Consider the following 14,117-nt stretch of genomic DNA (forward strand, 5'->3'; position numbering starts at 1 on the left):
GCGAGCTTGCGAGCGCCATCAGACACGGCGTGTGGCAACGAAGCCTTGAGTCGGCAGACTCTCGCGTCATGAAGGTCGTTGTGTGCGTCAAGCAGATCCCCGACCCGGCAGTGCCGGGACAGCTAGAGCCTGATACCAACACGTTGAATCGGGACGACAAGCTGATTCTGGATGAATCTGACTCGTACGGCGTCGAGATGGCGCTGCAGCTCGTCGAGGCAGCCGGCGGCGGCCAAGTGTCGCTGGTGTCCATGGCGCCCCGATCGGAGACCAGCGGGTTGCGGACGGCGCTGGCGATGGGTGCCGACGACGCCGTATTGATCAGCGACGAGGCGCTGGCCGGCAGCGACGCACTCGGCACTGCCAAGGTGCTCGGTGCCGCGATCGGCGAGCTCGAAGCCGACCTCGTACTGGCCGGCGTCGAGTCCAGCGACGGTTACACCGGCACCGTTCCCGAGATGGTGGCCGGCGTCATGGGCGTGCCGTCCATCACCTTTGCGAAGCACATCGTGATTTCCGACGGGGTCGCGAACGTGCAGCGCCAGACCGAGGCGGGCTATGACCAGGTGGAGTGCGCGCTGCCGGCGGTGGTCTCGGTGACAGCCGGTGTGGTCGAGCCGCGATACCCGTCATTCAAAGGGATCATGGCGGCCAAGAAGAAGCCGGTCGATGCGAAGGATCTCGGTGCACTGGGCATTGACGCGAGCGCGGTCGGCGTGGCTGGGGCCCGCCAGGAAACGGTCGATGTGACCGACGCACCCGAACGCGAGGCCGGCGAGATCATCACCGACGAAGGCGACGCTCACACCAACATCGTCGAGTTCCTCACCGAGCTCAAAGTCATCTGACCCGACGGTCGATGCACACCGGTTGAGCCCGCCACCTGAACTACTGACCTACGAATCCGACAGGAACCACTCCCCATGACGCTTGCACAGATTCTGCTCTTCGCTGAAGGCGATGCCGACGGCGCCTCTGGCCTCACGCTCGAGCTCGCCACCAAGGCTCGGTCGCTGGCCGACACCGTGACCGCATTCGCCCCCGCACACGGTGAAGCCATGGCTGCCGAACTGGGCGCACACGGCGTGACCACCGTGTATGCACTCGAAGGACTCGGCGACGGGCTGGTCGGTGTTCACGCCGCAGCCGCGCTTGCCGCTCACATCGACGCCGCCTCGCCTGATGCGGTGTTCTTCGGCCAGACCACAGACGGGCGCGATACCGCCGCCCGGTTGGCCGTGCTGGCGGATCGTCCCGTGTCCACCAACAACGTGGGCGCGCAGATCGTCGACGGCGCGCTCGTCACCGAGGAGCCGATCTTCGGCGGGACCCAGAACATCTACACCGCGTACCGCGCGCCGGCGCCAGCCCTCGCGCTGTTCCGCCCGAAGAGTTTCGAGGCCGAGCCCAGCGGAGGCGGGGCTGCTGCCGTCGAGAGCGTCTCGGCCGTGGATCCTGGCGAAGCGGGCCGAGCGACGGTGACCGGACGTCATGCCGAGGAGCGCTCAGGCCCGCAACTCGACGATGCCGCCGTGGTGGTGTCGGGCGGCCGAGGGCTGGGCCAGCCCGACGCATATTCGATGGTCGATGAGCTGGCAGGTCTGCTCGGCGCGGCGTCGGGTGCCTCTCGGGCAATCGTGGACGCAGGCTGGGTTCCCTACGCCAAGCAGGTCGGCCAGACCGGCAAGGTGGTGAAGCCCAACGTTTACATCGCCTGCGGCATTTCGGGCGCCACCCAGCATCTGGTGGGCATGAAGGGCTCGAAGAACATCGTTGCCATCAACAAGGATCCCGAAGCGCCGATCTTCGGCGTGGCCGACTTGGGCATCGTGGGCGACGTGCACAAGGTGATGCCGGCTCTGATCGAGGCGCTCAAGTCGCGTTGATCGCAGAGGGTCAGTAGTGGGCCCGCTGAAAAGGCGGCAGGACCCTCTGCTCCAGCGATCCGGCAGGTCGCAACGTCGCAGAGTTTCCCGCCGTCTTCGCAGCTAACGAATCTGCGTCTCGGCGCCGGTTAGACCAGCGGCCATGGCCAGCGGCGGCCGCCGTCGTCATCGGGGAACTTGCCGAAGTCGGCCAGCCACTGGGCGCGCTCGGTCAGCGCGCTGAGCTCGTCGGGTCGCAGCCACTGCCCGAGTTCGGCCGGTGGCTCAGCAGCTGATCTGATAGCGGCGCCGAGTTCGTCGTCGAAGGTTTCCCCGCCAAAGTCCCAGATGACGGTTCGCAGCTTGAAGTCGCTCGCGAAGCACAGGCCCTGGTCGATTCCGTAGATCGGCCCCCACCGCGACGCCAAACAGTGCCCCGACTTGCGGTCGGTGTTGTTGGCGATGAGATCGAAGGCGCAGATCCGCCGCAGGTCGTCATGGTGGCGTTCTTCGGAGACCAGCGTGAAGTAGTGCTCCTCGAAATTGGCATCAATGAACAGCTGAAGCGAGCCGACGCCGAAGGGGCCGTCCCGTTCCACCGTGGGCGGGATGGCGTGCCAACCCAGGGCCTCCGACAACTCGAACGCAGCGATTTCGCGCCGGTACAAACCGGCAGGGAAGTCCCACAGCGGGCGTTCTCCCCGTTCGGGCTTGTAGATCGCCGCGGTGGGAGTGGCGGGGTGATCGATTCGCACCAGGAACGTGGCATTGCTGCTGTATGGCATCCGTCCCAGCACGGAGATCTCGCCATCACGCAGCACATCGAGAGCGTCGGTGACGGGAGCGTCCCAGAGGACTGGCAATTCGAGTTGCTCGCCGTCTGCGCTGCGGGGCAGCACGTGGTGTGGGGCCGGTTCGTTCACGCCGAAACGTCGTGTTCTGGGACCATCACGTGCGGGGCGGACGGTGCCCGTTGCGCATGCCGAAGTCGCGGCCTTCCTCGACGAGCAGCATTGCCTGTTGTGCGAATCCGAGCGCCATCGAATAGTCGAGATGGAACCGGGCGCGACCACCGGTGCGCTCGTCGTCATCAGCCGGCACGTCACCTGAAGCACCCGCGCCCGCTTCAGGGTCATCGCCGTCGTCGTCATCGATCTCGTCGGCGATGACCACGATGACCTTGTTCTCGGTGTCCATGCCCGTGGCGAGGCGTCCGACTGTCCAAGCAGCGGTCACCGGCTCGACCAGCTCGCCGAACACTGCGGCGGGACCCTCGAAGCCTTCGCCCTCGAGCAGCTCGCTCAGCAGGTTCGCCAGCGCCCAGACCTGCCCTTTCTCCAGCTTGAGCGAGACCACGTGACCTGCCTCGGAGGCTTGCAGAAAGAAGATGCGCTGGCCGGTCGGGCCGACGGTGCCCGCCACGAACGTGTCGGGATTGCGGAGATCGAAGTCGTCGCTCATGCCGGCGCCAATGCTGCAAGGTCCGAAGTGCTGTTCGTCGCCAGCACGGCGGGGCCGTCCGCGGAATACAAGATCGCAGTCACCGAGCACGGCGACACCATGACCCGCTGGAAAAGATCGAGGTGGGTGCCCATGGCGTCGGCCACCAGCGCCCGTATGGGGTCGGCATGGCTGACGGCCACGACGGTCGCGCCGCGATGACGCGCCGCCAGCTCGCCGGCAGTCGCAGCGATTCGCGCCTGCATCTGGCGGAACGTCTCGCCGTCGGGGAAGCGAAAGCCGCTGGGATAGCGCTGAACCTGCGACCATGCCGCCAGCTTGCGCAGATGACTGAGCTTGCGGCCCGTCCAGCGGCCCATGTCGGCTTCGTTGAGGCCCTCGTGGGTGCGCACGCGTCGACCGAGGGCCGCAGCAATCGGTGCGGCAGTTTCCTGGGCTCGCTCGAGCGGGCTGGCGTACACCGCTGCCACGCGGCGTCCTCCTGCTGCGATGCGCTCGGCGGCACGCTGCGCCTGCTGGACTCCCGCCTGCGACAGGTGCACTCCTGGTCGCCGACCGTACAGCTCGACACCGGTGGTGGGCGTCAGGCCGTGACGGACGAACAGCAGCAGCGTGGGTCGGGCACGGTTTGGCACCCGGCCGAAGCTACTTGTCCGGCCCGCCGCGCAGCGGCTTCGCCGAACGTGCGCCGCGATGTCAGATGCAACACCCACGGCGCCCACGCGGTGGTGACGACTGGCACACTCGAAGGGTGAGCCCCACACCGAGTACCTGCGGCGAGGTCCCGAGTGTCGCGGCACTGCAACTGCTGAACGACGAGGTTGCAGCATGCAGGCGTTGTGATCGGCTGGTGGCTTGGCGCGAGCAGACGGCGGCCGACAAGCGGGCTGCATTCGCCGGCGAGGACTACTGGGGCCGGGGTGTGCCTGGTTTCGGCGATCCTGGCGCAGCGATCGTGCTCGTCGGTTTGGCGCCCGCCGCGCACGGCGCGAACCGTACGGGCCGGATGTTCACCGGCGACCGTTCGGGCGATTTCCTCTATGCGGCCCTCCACCGCTGCGGGCTTGCCAATCAACCGACCTCCGAGCGTGTCGGGGACGGGCTCGAGCTGCGCGATGCGTACATCACCGCGGCGGTTCGCTGTGCGCCGCCGGCCAACAAGCCCACTCCCGTCGAACGGGATGCCTGCCGGCCGTTCCTCCAACGCGAGCTGGCGCTGCTGGTCAACGCGCGAGTCGCCATCGCCCTGGGGGCCTTTGCCTACGGCGTGCTGTGCACGTTGGGCGGCGTGCGGCCACGACCACGCTTCGGGCACGGCGCCGTCGCGGATGTGCCCGCCGCAAGTGGCGCGGGCACATCGAGGGCGCTGGGGGGGATCGCCCACATCGTGTGCTCGTTCCACCCCAGCCAGCAGAACACATTCACCGGCCGCCTCACCGCCGACATGGCCGACGCAGCACTGCGCGAGGCGCGGCGGCTGGCAGACTTGCCGCCGGTCTGAGGCGATGCTCCGACACGTCCGACGTCTCGCCGCCGCCGCCGTGGCCCGCTTGTTCGCCCGCGGGCCGCGGCCCGTCCGACAGTCGGACTCGCCCGCCGGCGCGGACACTGAGGCTCGCTGGACATGCTTGGTTCGCAGGGCGCGTCGAGCGACGCTCTTGCTGGCAGCGGTGGGCCTGATGGCCTGCACGGTCACCGTGATCGAGGTGGAGCCTGCGATCGGCGACCAAGGCGCGGCGGGCTCGCAAGTGCCGCTCGGCAATCCGGGCACGCTTGCCCCGCCGACGGTGCGCGGCACTGGCGGCACCGGCGAACCCGGGCTGCTCGGGGTCGAGCCGGTCATCGCGTTTATGGATGCGTGTGTGGCAGATGCGGGGCTCGTCGGGCCCTGCCATTGCGCTGCGGACCGGATCGAGGGCGGCCTCACCTCTGTCGACCTTGAGGTGTTCGAGGACCGCATGGAAGGCGGCTTGCAATTCTCTCCCGAACTGGCTGCCGCGCTGGTCGACTGCCGAGAGGCAGGTCCGCCGCCCGGATGGTCTGCCGCGCAGCAGCAGACCTATCTGGATGCGTGCTCTGCAGGCTTGGATCGCATGAAGGGCCTGTGCGCTTGCTCGCTGGCCCGCGCGCAAGACGTGGTGCCCGCCCACCGGCTGACGGAGTTTCTGGCGAGCAACGAAGTTCGACCGGACGTGGTCGAGTTCATCAACCTCTGCCTCTAGCCAGGGGTGGCCGAAAAACCATGGGTCTCATCAGACGACGACTGCCTAGCGTCGCGATTGGGCCAGCCTCTCGGGCTCACCACCCATTGCGAGGTGTCTGCCGGAGCCCGCTGGCTGGCCTCTGCGTGTGATGCTATACGACCCTCGCTGTGGCCTTGGCAGCTATTTCTTGGTCGGCTCGGGCAGCAGGGCCGGCTTGTCCCAGGCGAACTTCGGCCAGCGGACACGTGACTTCTCGCTGAGCTTGTGCATGAGCGCGATCGCGCCCGGGTCGTCGTCGCCAGGACGGCCGATCAGCGAGCCGTCGGCGAGCATCTTCATGATGATTTCACGGCCGATGTCGGTCCGGACGATGGTGAGGGTCCAGTCGGGATACTTGCCGATGCCGCCGGTGGAGATGTCGGCGTGCTCAGCGGCGAAGTCGGGGCAGTGGTTGCAGCCCTCGCGAGTCCAGGCGTGGCATTCCTTGAGATTGATCTCGTAGTAGCCGCCGTCATGGGTCCAGATCTGGAAGACGCCCTTGATGTTGGTCTTGCGGATGAGGTGGCGGTCGAGCCCGTATTTCTGCTCGAACAGCTCTTCGAAGATGGCCTCGTCGAACGACTTCGAGCACAGCAGGCCGATGTTCAGCACAAAGCGGTTGCCGACCTTGCCGACCTTGCGCGACTTGGCAACCGGCACGATCGAGCTCTGGCAGCTCATGCCCACCAAAGCGATCTTCTGCGCTCCGGCCTCGATTGCCTCGTCGTAGGCGAGCGTGTTGGCGGAGTAGGTGTAACGGCTGCCGGCACCGCGCAGCACGTCGTCACGGTTGAAGGCCACGCCCGGCGAGGCGGTCCACTGGTTGCCGTCGCCTTCACCGACGTAGGACGTCAGGGCGGCGTCGATGTAACCGTGGTCGAGGGCCCAGATGAGGATTGCCGAGACCAGCCCGCCGTCCTGGCCGATCTTGTGGACGAAGTCGTCGGAGGCCCTCGTCAAGATGATGTCCTTGAAGACGCCTGAGGGTTCCTCGCCAGTGCGGTGGCGGCCGAACATGAAGTCGTCGGCTTCGTCCTCCCAGGTGCGAAAGCGGGGGCACGCACGGGTGCAGCTCGTGCAGCCCTTCTGACCGTGGCCGCAGTCTTCGAGCCCCAGCTCCTCCTCGAGATGGAATGGAATGAAGCCGCCTTGGACGTGCTCGTAGCCGATGACGTCGTGCGGGCAGGAGATCACGCAGCCCGCACAGCCGGTGCACAGCCCCGAGGTGATGACCTCGTCGTAGAGCTCCTTCCACTGGAACGTCCAGCGCTGCGGCGCGCCGTTGGAAGCGGGGGGAGCCTCTGTCGTTGCTCCAGTCATTGCCATGGCTCAAGACTATGGCAGGTGTTGCGAAAGCGAACCGCGACGACCCCGTGGGGCGACACCGTCGGTGTGGGCGTCAGCAATGCTGAAACCGCTGCTCAGGGCTCCGAGCGGCTGAGCCGCTAGGCGAAGCCGTGGCCCGAGCGGCCCGTGAGCGCAGCGAACAAGAGCGGGAGGCAACGGGTTCGGCAGCGAGGGGGCGCACTTGTCAGTGCAGGCTCTAGGGTGGCCCGCCGTGACCGAGGCTGACCTGCTGACACTGCTGTCCGAAGGACGGGTGGCAACTCTCGCGACAATCCGGTCTGACGGGCGCGTTGACCTCGTGCCGTGCACCTATGCCTGCGAGGCCGACGTGGTGGTGACCGCAGTCGACCACAAGCCCAAGACGACTATGGATCTCAAGCGGCTCGACAACGTTCGACGGTTTCCCGAAGTCACGATGCTGATTGAGCACTACGACGACACCAACTGGGAGCGTCTTTGGTGGGTGCGCTTGCGAGGGCGCGCCGCGGTGCACACCGAGGGTGCCCAGCACCGCCACGCGATCGAGCTGCTGTGCAAGCGCTATCCGCAGTACGCCGCCGAGCCGCCGGTCGGCGCCGCCATCGTCATCCAGCGCACCGAGCTGACCGGGTGGTCCGCCACCGGCTGAGCGCTCTCGGCCGGCATGGTGCCGGCGCAGCGCTCTAGGCCGGCATGGTGCCGGCGCAGCGCTCTAGGCCGGCATGGTGCCGGCGCAGCGCTCTAGGCCGGCATGGTGCCGGCGCAGCGCCCTCGGCAGGATTCGAACCTGCGCACATGGCTCCGGAGGCCACTGCTCTATCCCCTGAGCTACGAGGGCAGGAGGCCCGGACCTGCCGCCCGGCTTCCACGCCCGGTCAAGCTACCGACCGCTGTCGCGCCCCGCTCTCGGGGGTCCGCCGAGGAATGTCACGAGGTTCGATACCCCGCAGGGATAGGTTCGCTTCGGTGATGGAGCTGTGGTGATGGAACCAAACTTGGCTGGTGCAATCGCGAAAGCGTTGACGCATCTCGGCGTCGACGTCGACCTGTCGCGCATCGGCCTTGAGCGACCGGCTCGCGCTGATCACGGCGACTGGTCGACCAACGCGGCATTGGTGAACGCCAAGAGTGCCGGGCTGGCGCCCCGCGAGCTTGCGCAGCGGCTTGCTGCGGAGCTCGACGCTGCCGGTTTGCCCCATCTCGAGCGGACCGAGGTCGCCGGGCCCGGATTCGTGAACATGCACCTGGCGCCGACCTGGCTGCATGAGGTGCTCGACGAGGTGCTGCGCTTGGGTGTCGAGGACTACGGGCGTCACGACCACGGCGCGGGACAGACAGTCAACCTCGAGTTCGTGTCGGCCAATCCGACCGGCCCGCTGCACGCGGGCGGCGGCCGTTGGGGAGCGTACGGCGACAGCCTGGCCCGCCTCTTTCGACGGTGCGGCTACAAGACGTTCACCGAGTACTACGTCAATGACCGCGGTGCTCAGATGGAGTTGTTCGGCCGTTCGCTTGCGGCTCGGCTGGTCGGCGAGCCGGTGCCCGACGATGGCTATCACGGCCAGTACGTGGTCGAATGGGCGACTGAGCTGGCCGTCGCTCTGCTCGATGAGCAGGCATGGCAGTCACGGCTGCTTGACGACGGGCCCGAAGGCGTCGAGCGGTCCGATGAGCAGCGGCAGGCGGCCACCAAGGCCCTGCAAAAGACCGGATCGAGCATTGTCGCATCGTCGGATTCAGTCACCGATCTGTTGTCCGAGCTGCTGTCTCGGGGCGGTATTGCCTACGCGTCCGCTTGGGGACGCGAGCGGGCGCTGCTCGATGTCCGCGAGTCGTTGGACGCGATGAACGTCGGCTTCGAGCACTGGCAGAGCGAAGCTGTACTGGTCGCAGAAGGCGCCATGGAGCGCATCGTCGATCGTCTGCGCGGCCACGGCTGGGTGTACGAGGCCGACGGTGCTGACTGGCTGCGTACCAGCGAGTTCGGCGACGACAAGGATCGGGTGCTGTACCGCAGCGACGGCGAGCCCACCTACTTCGTGCCCGACATCGCGTACCACCATGCCAAGTTCAGCCGAGGCGGCCGCGACATCGACCTCGTCATCGACGTGCTGGGCGCGGACCACCATGGCTATGTGGCTCGCATGGCGGCCGCGATGCAGATGCTCGGGCACCCCGCGGAGTCCTATGAGGCCATCGTCGGCCAGAACGTCACCCTCATGCGCGACGGCGCAGTCGTCAAGCTGTCCAAGCGCGTCGGCACGATGGTCGAGGTGCGCGAGCTCATCGACGCTGTCGGGCCCGATGTTGCGCGCTTCGCCTTCTTGCTGCAGTCGATCGACACACGTCAGACCATCGACATCGACCTGCTGTCAGCGCAGGCTTCAGAGAACCCTGTCTTCTACGTGCAGTACGCGCACGCTCGCATTGCTTCGGTGGCCCGGCGAGCCGAAGCCGACGGGGTCGTGCCGGCGCCGCCCGCGGGCACCGATCTCTCGCCGCTTGTCGGAGAACGCGAGCTGGCAGTCCTGCGAGCCCTCGAAGTGCTGCCCTCGGTGGTCGAGCTGGCGCTGCGCGAGCGTGCGCCGCACAAGGTGACGACATGGGTGCGCGACTTGGCGGCCGCCTTCCACGGCTTCTACCACGACTGCCCGATCCTGCGAAGCGACGTGCCCGAAAAGGTGCGAGACGCACGGCTGTGCTTGACGGAGGGCACCCGCGTCGGCCTGTCGATCGGTCTCGACCTGCTCGGCGTGGATGCGCCCGAGGCAATGTGAGCAGGAATCGACGGTCTGGCCATGACGACTGAGCCCCACAGCGCCGGCACCGCTGACGCCAACCAGCCCAAAGACGATCCCAGCGACCCGATCCCGTTCCGGCTGCTGCCCGACACCGCTGAGGTTTCTGATCACGGCCACCTGCGAATCGGCGGCTGCGACCTGGTCGATCTGGCTGCGGAATTCGGCACGCCCCTGTTCGTGTACGACGAGGCGCACCTGCGCGCCCGCTGCCGTGAGGCCGTCGGGGCCTTCGACGGGGGCGCCGCCTACGCCGCCAAGGCCTTCCTGTGCGCCGCCATGGCCCGTCTGGCGCTCTCGGAGGGCATGGACATCGATGTAGCGAGCGGTGGCGAGCTGCAGACGGTGCTGCGGGCGTTCGACGTCGACGTGTCCGCAATTGTGGCGAGTCGCATCGTGCTTCACGGCAACAACAAGTCCACGGCGGAGCTCGCGATTGCTCGAACTGCCGGAGTGCGGCGCATCGTGGTCGATTCCTTCGACGAACTGGACCGTCTCGACGAGTTGCACCGTGCTGACGGCATCGTGCCGACGGTGCTGCTGCGGATCACGCCGGGCGTGCGCGCGGAGACCCACGAATACATCTCGACAGGTCAGGCCGACTCCAAGTTCGGCTTCGGCATCGGGCAGGGTGTGGCAGCCGCCGCCGTCGAGCGAGCGGCAGCGATGTCGTCGGTCGAACTGGTGGGCATCCACTGTCACATCGGCAGTCAGGTATTCCGCGTGGAGAGCCTGGCCAAGGCACTGGACGTCGTTGCCGAATTTGCGGCGCCGCTCTTCGGCGGCTGGCCGAACGCGGTCGGCCGTCTGGAGGAGTTGTCGATCGGCGGCGGCCTTGGCGTGGCGTATGTGGAATCCGAACGGGCGCCCACGATCGCCGCATGGGGAGCTGCGCTGTCACGCAGGTGGGCTGAGCTCAGTCGACGACATGGCCTCATAGCGCGGCTCGTCGCCGAGCCGGGGCGGGCCATCGCTGCTGCAGCCGCAGTGACGCTTTACACGGTCGGCGCCGTCAAGGAAGTGCCCGGGGTCCGTACCTACGCGGCTGTGGACGGCGGCTACGGCGACAATCCTCGTCCGATGCTCTATGGCAGCGACTACACGGCGTTCATGCCTGGCCGGGTCACCGAGCCCCGACCTGAGCGCGTGCGGCTGGTGGGCAAGCATTGTGAGTCGGGCGACGTCATCGTGCGTTCTGCCCCCATGCCGACGGGTTTGGCAGCGGGCGACTTGGTGGCGACGCCGGTGACGGGGGCTTACGGCTATTCGATGGGCGCCCCCTACAACCGCATCGGCCGCCCCGCCGTCGTCTTCGTGGCCGACGGCGAAGCCCGGGTGGTGATCCGCCGCGAGACCGTCGGCGACATGCTCGCACTCGACGTTCTCTAGACCTCAGCAGCCCTGCGGCATTCGCGCCGGGCCGAGCGACTGGTCAAACAGCGCCGGGGCAGCGGTGCGCTGGCGGTACCGTTTCGGCCGTGCCCGACGCTGATGCCGAGACCGTTGACGCCCCTGCCGATGCAGCCGGTGAGTCGCGCCCGCTGCGCGTCGGCATCTTGGGCTGTGGCAACGTCGGAGCTGCGCTCGTCGCCATCCTGCACCGCGACAGGACACACCTGGCGGGACGCACCGCGCTGGACTTCGAAGTCACCCGAGTCGCCGTTCGCAATCTCAGCGCCGAGCGAACGGTGGAGCTGGCCGAAGGTGTCCTGACCCGCGACAGCGACTCGCTGGTGGTCGCCGACGACGTGGATGTTGTCGTGGAGGCGATGGGCGGTATCGAGCCCGCCCGCCACCTCGTCGCCGCAGCGCTCAGGGCCGGCAAGCCTGTCGTGACCGCGAACAAGGAGCTCATCGCCAACGTCGGCGAGGAGCTGTTCGCCTTGGCGAGCACCAACGGCGTGGACCTGGCGTTCGAGGCGGCCGTTGCAGGCGGGATCCCCCTCATCGGCGTGCTGCGCAACTCGCTCATCGGCGAACGCATCACGCGTGTGATGGGCATCGTGAACGGAACGACGAACTACATCCTCACCCGCATGACCGAGGACGGGGCCGACTACGCCGACGTTCTCGGCGAGGCGCAGCGCCTGGGCTACGCCGAGGCCGATCCGACCGCCGATGTGGAGGGCTTCGACGCAGGTGCCAAGGCGGCGATCCTGGCGATGACCGCGTTCGGGGCCAAGGTGGTGGCCGGCGACGTCCATCAGGAAGGCATCAGCAGCATCGGCACGGGCGACATCGCGGCGGCTGCCCGGATGGACCACGTGATCAAGCTGCTTGCTGTGGCCGAACGCCAGAACGGCGAGATCGCCGTACGGGTGCACCCGGCGATGGTGCCGGTCGGCCACCCGCTGGCCTCAGTGCGCGACGCCTTCAATGCGGTGTTCCTCGAGGGAGAAGCCGTTGACGACCTGATGATGTACGGGCGCGGCGCAGGCGGATTCCCGACCGCCAGCGCGATGCTGGGCGATCTCATCACGGTGTCGCAGAATCTTCACCGGGGAGTGTGCGACGGATTCGGCCCGCTCACCGCCGCCCGTCTGCGGCCCATCGACGAGACCTTCACCGCGTACCACCTGCAATTCGACGTCACCGACAAGCCCGGCGTGCTCGCCGCGGTGGCCGGAATCTTCGGCGAACACGGTGTGTCAATCCGCTCAGTCGAGCAGACCACCCGGGCCGGGGCAGCCGACGACATCGCTCACCTGGAATTCATCACTCACCGAGCGCGCGAGGCCGATGTGGCCTCCACGCTGCGAGATGTGCGAGAGCTCGACGCTGTGCGACGAATTGGCAACGCGATCCGCGTGATCGGCGAATAGCGGCCGGGATCGGCCGAGGGCGCCATGCGCTACGTGAGCACCCGGGGCGACGCCCCGATTCTGGACTTCGGTGACGTGCTGCTCGAGGGACTGGCCTCCGACGGCGGGCTCTACGTGCCCGACGGGCTGCCGACGATCAGCCCGAGCGACCTGGCCGACTTCGCGGGGCTGGAATATCACGAAGTGGCGACACGAGTGTTGGCCCCGTTCGTGGCACCGTCACTGAGTCCCGACGAACTGGCGCTGATGGCGCAGGACGCTTACTCCACGTTCACCCACACGGACGTCGTTCCCGTCAGCGGGCTGGATGCCGGCGAGCACCTGGTGGAGCTGTTCTGGGGACCGACGCTGTCGTTCAAGGACGTGGCTCTGCAGCTGCTGGGCAGGCTGTTCGAGCACGAGCTGGCCCGACGCGGCAGCTTCATGACCGTCGTAGGAGCCACCTCGGGAGACACTGGTTCGGCCGCCATCGAGGCGTGCAGGGACCGGGCGGGCATCGAGCTGGTGATGCTGCATCCCGCAGGCAGAGTCACCGAGATCCAGCGACGCCAGATGACCACAGTGGACAGCTCGAACATCCACAACGTGGCCATCGACGGAACCTTCGACGACTGTCAAGACTTGGTGAAGGCGCTGTTCGCCGATCGGCCGTTTCGTGAGCGGATGCGACTGGGCGCAGTGAACAGCATCAACTGGGCCCGAGTGGCAGCCCAGACCGTCTACTACGTCACGACTGCAGTCAGGCTGGGCGCTCCCGAGTGGGCCGTCTCGTTCTGCGTCCCGACCGGCAACTTCGGCAATGTGCTTGCCGGCAACGTCGCTCGCCGCATGGGTGTGCCGATCGACCGGCTGGTGGTCGCCACCAACCACAACGACATCCTGACCCGCACCCACCGCAGCGGCGAGATGTCCATCAGCGAGGTGCGGCCTTCAACCAGCCCCGCCATGGACATCCAGGTGTCCAGCAATTTCGAGCGCCTGCTGTTCGAATTGGGCGGACGCCACGGAGCCGCGCTCGCTGCCGACATGGCCCAATTCCGGGCCGAGAATTCCCTGATACTGGCTCCTGATGTCCAAGCTGGCCTGCGCGCCGATTTTGATGCCGGCGCAGTGAGCGAACCCGAGGTGGCTGCCACCATCGCCGCAGTGAATGAATCCGACGACCGGCTCATCGACCCCCACACTGCGGTCGCTCTCACCGTCGCGCGCCGCGACGCCCCCACCGGCGGCTGGAGCACCCCAATGGCCGTGATGTCAACTGCCCATCCCGCGAAGTTCGGCGACGCCGTGCTCGAAGCCACCGGCCGCCAACCCGAGCTGCCGCCAGCGCTCGCAGCACTCGCAGACCGCGAGGAGCACCTCACCGCCCTGCCCAACGACCTCGCCACCCTCCGCGACTTCGTCACGGCCCGCTGCACCCGTTGAACCGTCCGGCGTTGCCAGGTCGCTGTATCGCGGATCGCTCATCGCAGAGCCGGTAGCGGTCCCGGTCGGCTGGCGGTAGCGTCGGCGCTGATCGACGGTTCCCCAGTGCAGGGCTCGCTCGGGCGTCACGGGACCGGATCGCTGGGTCGGGTGCCAAGGCCCGTCACAGGAACCGCA

General features: G+C 67.4%; 13 protein-coding genes and 1 tRNA gene. 9 read left to right on the forward strand and 5 right to left on the reverse strand.

The genetic code is table 11. The features are described 5' to 3' along the window. Positions 1–68: 68 nt before the first annotated feature. Both ACOOF5_RS09955 and ACOOF5_RS09960 read left to right on the forward strand, forming a co-directional pair. Positions 69–848, forward strand: a complete 780-nt coding sequence (locus ACOOF5_RS09955; protein WP_420438685.1) for an electron transfer flavoprotein subunit beta/FixA family protein — start codon at positions 69–71, stop codon at positions 846–848. A gap of 75 nt (positions 849–923) precedes the next feature. Next, on the forward strand, positions 924–1,886 hold the full coding sequence (locus tag ACOOF5_RS09960) for an electron transfer flavoprotein subunit alpha/FixB family protein (protein WP_420438687.1): 963 nt from the start codon (positions 924–926) through the stop codon (positions 1,884–1,886). A 128-nt stretch (positions 1,887–2,014) separates the two neighbouring features. Here ACOOF5_RS09960 and ACOOF5_RS09965 read toward each other — a convergent pair whose 3' ends face one another. Genes ACOOF5_RS09965 through ACOOF5_RS09975 form a run of 3 tightly spaced genes read right to left on the reverse strand, consistent with a single transcriptional unit; the run spans position 2,015 to position 3,961 of the window. Beyond that, positions 2,015–2,788, reverse strand: a complete 774-nt coding sequence (locus ACOOF5_RS09965; protein ID WP_420438689.1) for an SCO1664 family protein — start codon at positions 2,786–2,788, stop codon at positions 2,015–2,017. Between the two features lie 25 nt (positions 2,789–2,813). Next, positions 2,814–3,326 carry a DUF3090 family protein gene (locus ACOOF5_RS09970; protein ID WP_420438691.1) on the reverse strand — a complete coding sequence of 171 codons (513 nt, stop codon included), beginning with the start codon at positions 3,324–3,326 and terminating at the stop codon, positions 2,814–2,816. Continuing rightward, positions 3,323–3,961, reverse strand: a complete 639-nt coding sequence (locus ACOOF5_RS09975; protein WP_420438693.1) for an MSMEG_4193 family putative phosphomutase — start codon at positions 3,959–3,961, stop codon at positions 3,323–3,325. Before ACOOF5_RS09975 ends, ACOOF5_RS09970 begins: the two co-directional genes overlap by 4 nt. A 116-nt stretch (positions 3,962–4,077) precedes the next feature. Between ACOOF5_RS09975 and ACOOF5_RS09980 the strand changes: the two genes are divergently transcribed. Then, complete coding sequence (locus ACOOF5_RS09980; RefSeq protein ID WP_420438695.1) at positions 4,078–4,827, forward strand: uracil-DNA glycosylase; 750 nt, start codon at positions 4,078–4,080, stop codon at positions 4,825–4,827. Between the two features lie 4 nt (positions 4,828–4,831). Continuing rightward, the gene (locus ACOOF5_RS09985) at positions 4,832–5,548 is read left to right on the forward strand and encodes a hypothetical protein (protein WP_420438697.1); all 717 of its coding nucleotides are present in this window, start codon (positions 4,832–4,834) and stop codon (positions 5,546–5,548) included. A 162-nt stretch (positions 5,549–5,710) separates the two neighbouring features. On the opposite strand, the gene ACOOF5_RS09990 is transcribed toward ACOOF5_RS09985, so the two are convergent. Then, positions 5,711–6,895, reverse strand: coding sequence for a Coenzyme F420 hydrogenase/dehydrogenase, beta subunit C-terminal domain (locus ACOOF5_RS09990; protein WP_420438699.1), 1,185 nt, complete (start codon positions 6,893–6,895; stop codon positions 5,711–5,713). 232 nt (positions 6,896–7,127) lie between these two features. On the opposite strand from ACOOF5_RS09990, the gene ACOOF5_RS09995 reads away from it, so the two are divergent. After that, positions 7,128–7,544, forward strand: a complete 417-nt coding sequence (locus ACOOF5_RS09995) for a TIGR03668 family PPOX class F420-dependent oxidoreductase (protein WP_420438701.1) — start codon at positions 7,128–7,130, stop codon at positions 7,542–7,544. A 117-nt stretch (positions 7,545–7,661) separates the two neighbouring features. Here the strand turns inward: ACOOF5_RS09995 and ACOOF5_RS10000 are convergent. Continuing rightward, a tRNA-Arg gene (locus ACOOF5_RS10000) sits at positions 7,662–7,733 on the reverse strand. 145 nt (positions 7,734–7,878) lie between these two features. Here ACOOF5_RS10000 and ACOOF5_RS10005 point away from each other — a divergent pair. The 4 genes from ACOOF5_RS10005 to thrC all read left to right on the forward strand — a co-directional run bounded on the left by ACOOF5_RS10005 (position 7,879) and on the right by thrC (position 13,940). Beyond that, a complete protein-coding gene (locus tag ACOOF5_RS10005; protein WP_420438703.1) occupies positions 7,879–9,672 on the forward strand; it encodes an arginine--tRNA ligase in 1,794 nt (597 codons plus the stop codon). 21 nt (positions 9,673–9,693) lie between these two features. Continuing rightward, positions 9,694–11,082: a diaminopimelate decarboxylase gene (lysA, locus tag ACOOF5_RS10010; protein ID WP_420438705.1), complete on the forward strand. Its 1,389-nt coding sequence runs from the start codon at positions 9,694–9,696 to the stop codon at positions 11,080–11,082. An 89-nt stretch (positions 11,083–11,171) separates the two neighbouring features. After that, a complete protein-coding gene (locus ACOOF5_RS10015) occupies positions 11,172–12,515 on the forward strand; it encodes a homoserine dehydrogenase (protein WP_420438707.1) in 1,344 nt (447 codons plus the stop codon). 24 nt (positions 12,516–12,539) lie between these two features. Next, positions 12,540–13,940, forward strand: coding sequence for a threonine synthase (gene thrC, locus ACOOF5_RS10020; protein WP_420438709.1), 1,401 nt, complete (start codon positions 12,540–12,542; stop codon positions 13,938–13,940). Positions 13,941–14,117: the final 177 nt, after the last annotated feature.

The organism is Candidatus Poriferisodalis sp. (assembly GCF_965214215.1).
GTDB lineage: Bacteria > Actinomycetota > Acidimicrobiia > Acidimicrobiales > Poriferisodalaceae > Poriferisodalis.

Bases quoted from the DNA above. Each gene is read 5' to 3' on its own strand.
- lysA (WP_420438705.1), top strand. From the start codon at position 9,694: ATGACGACTGAGCCCCACAGCGCCGGCACCGCTGACGCCAACCAGCCC.
- ACOOF5_RS09990 (WP_420438699.1), bottom strand. From the start codon at position 6,895: ATGGCAATGACTGGAGCAACGACAGAGGCTCCCCCCGCTTCCAACGGC.
- thrC (WP_420438709.1), top strand. From the start codon at position 12,540: ATGCGCTACGTGAGCACCCGGGGCGACGCCCCGATTCTGGACTTCGGT.
- ACOOF5_RS09985 (WP_420438697.1), top strand. From the start codon at position 4,832: ATGCTCCGACACGTCCGACGTCTCGCCGCCGCCGCCGTGGCCCGCTTG.
- ACOOF5_RS09960 (WP_420438687.1), top strand. From the start codon at position 924: ATGACGCTTGCACAGATTCTGCTCTTCGCTGAAGGCGATGCCGACGGC.
- ACOOF5_RS09970 (WP_420438691.1), bottom strand. From the start codon at position 3,326: ATGAGCGACGACTTCGATCTCCGCAATCCCGACACGTTCGTGGCGGGC.
- ACOOF5_RS09955 (WP_420438685.1), top strand. From the start codon at position 69: ATGAAGGTCGTTGTGTGCGTCAAGCAGATCCCCGACCCGGCAGTGCCG.
- ACOOF5_RS10005 (WP_420438703.1), top strand. From the start codon at position 7,879: ATGGAACCAAACTTGGCTGGTGCAATCGCGAAAGCGTTGACGCATCTC.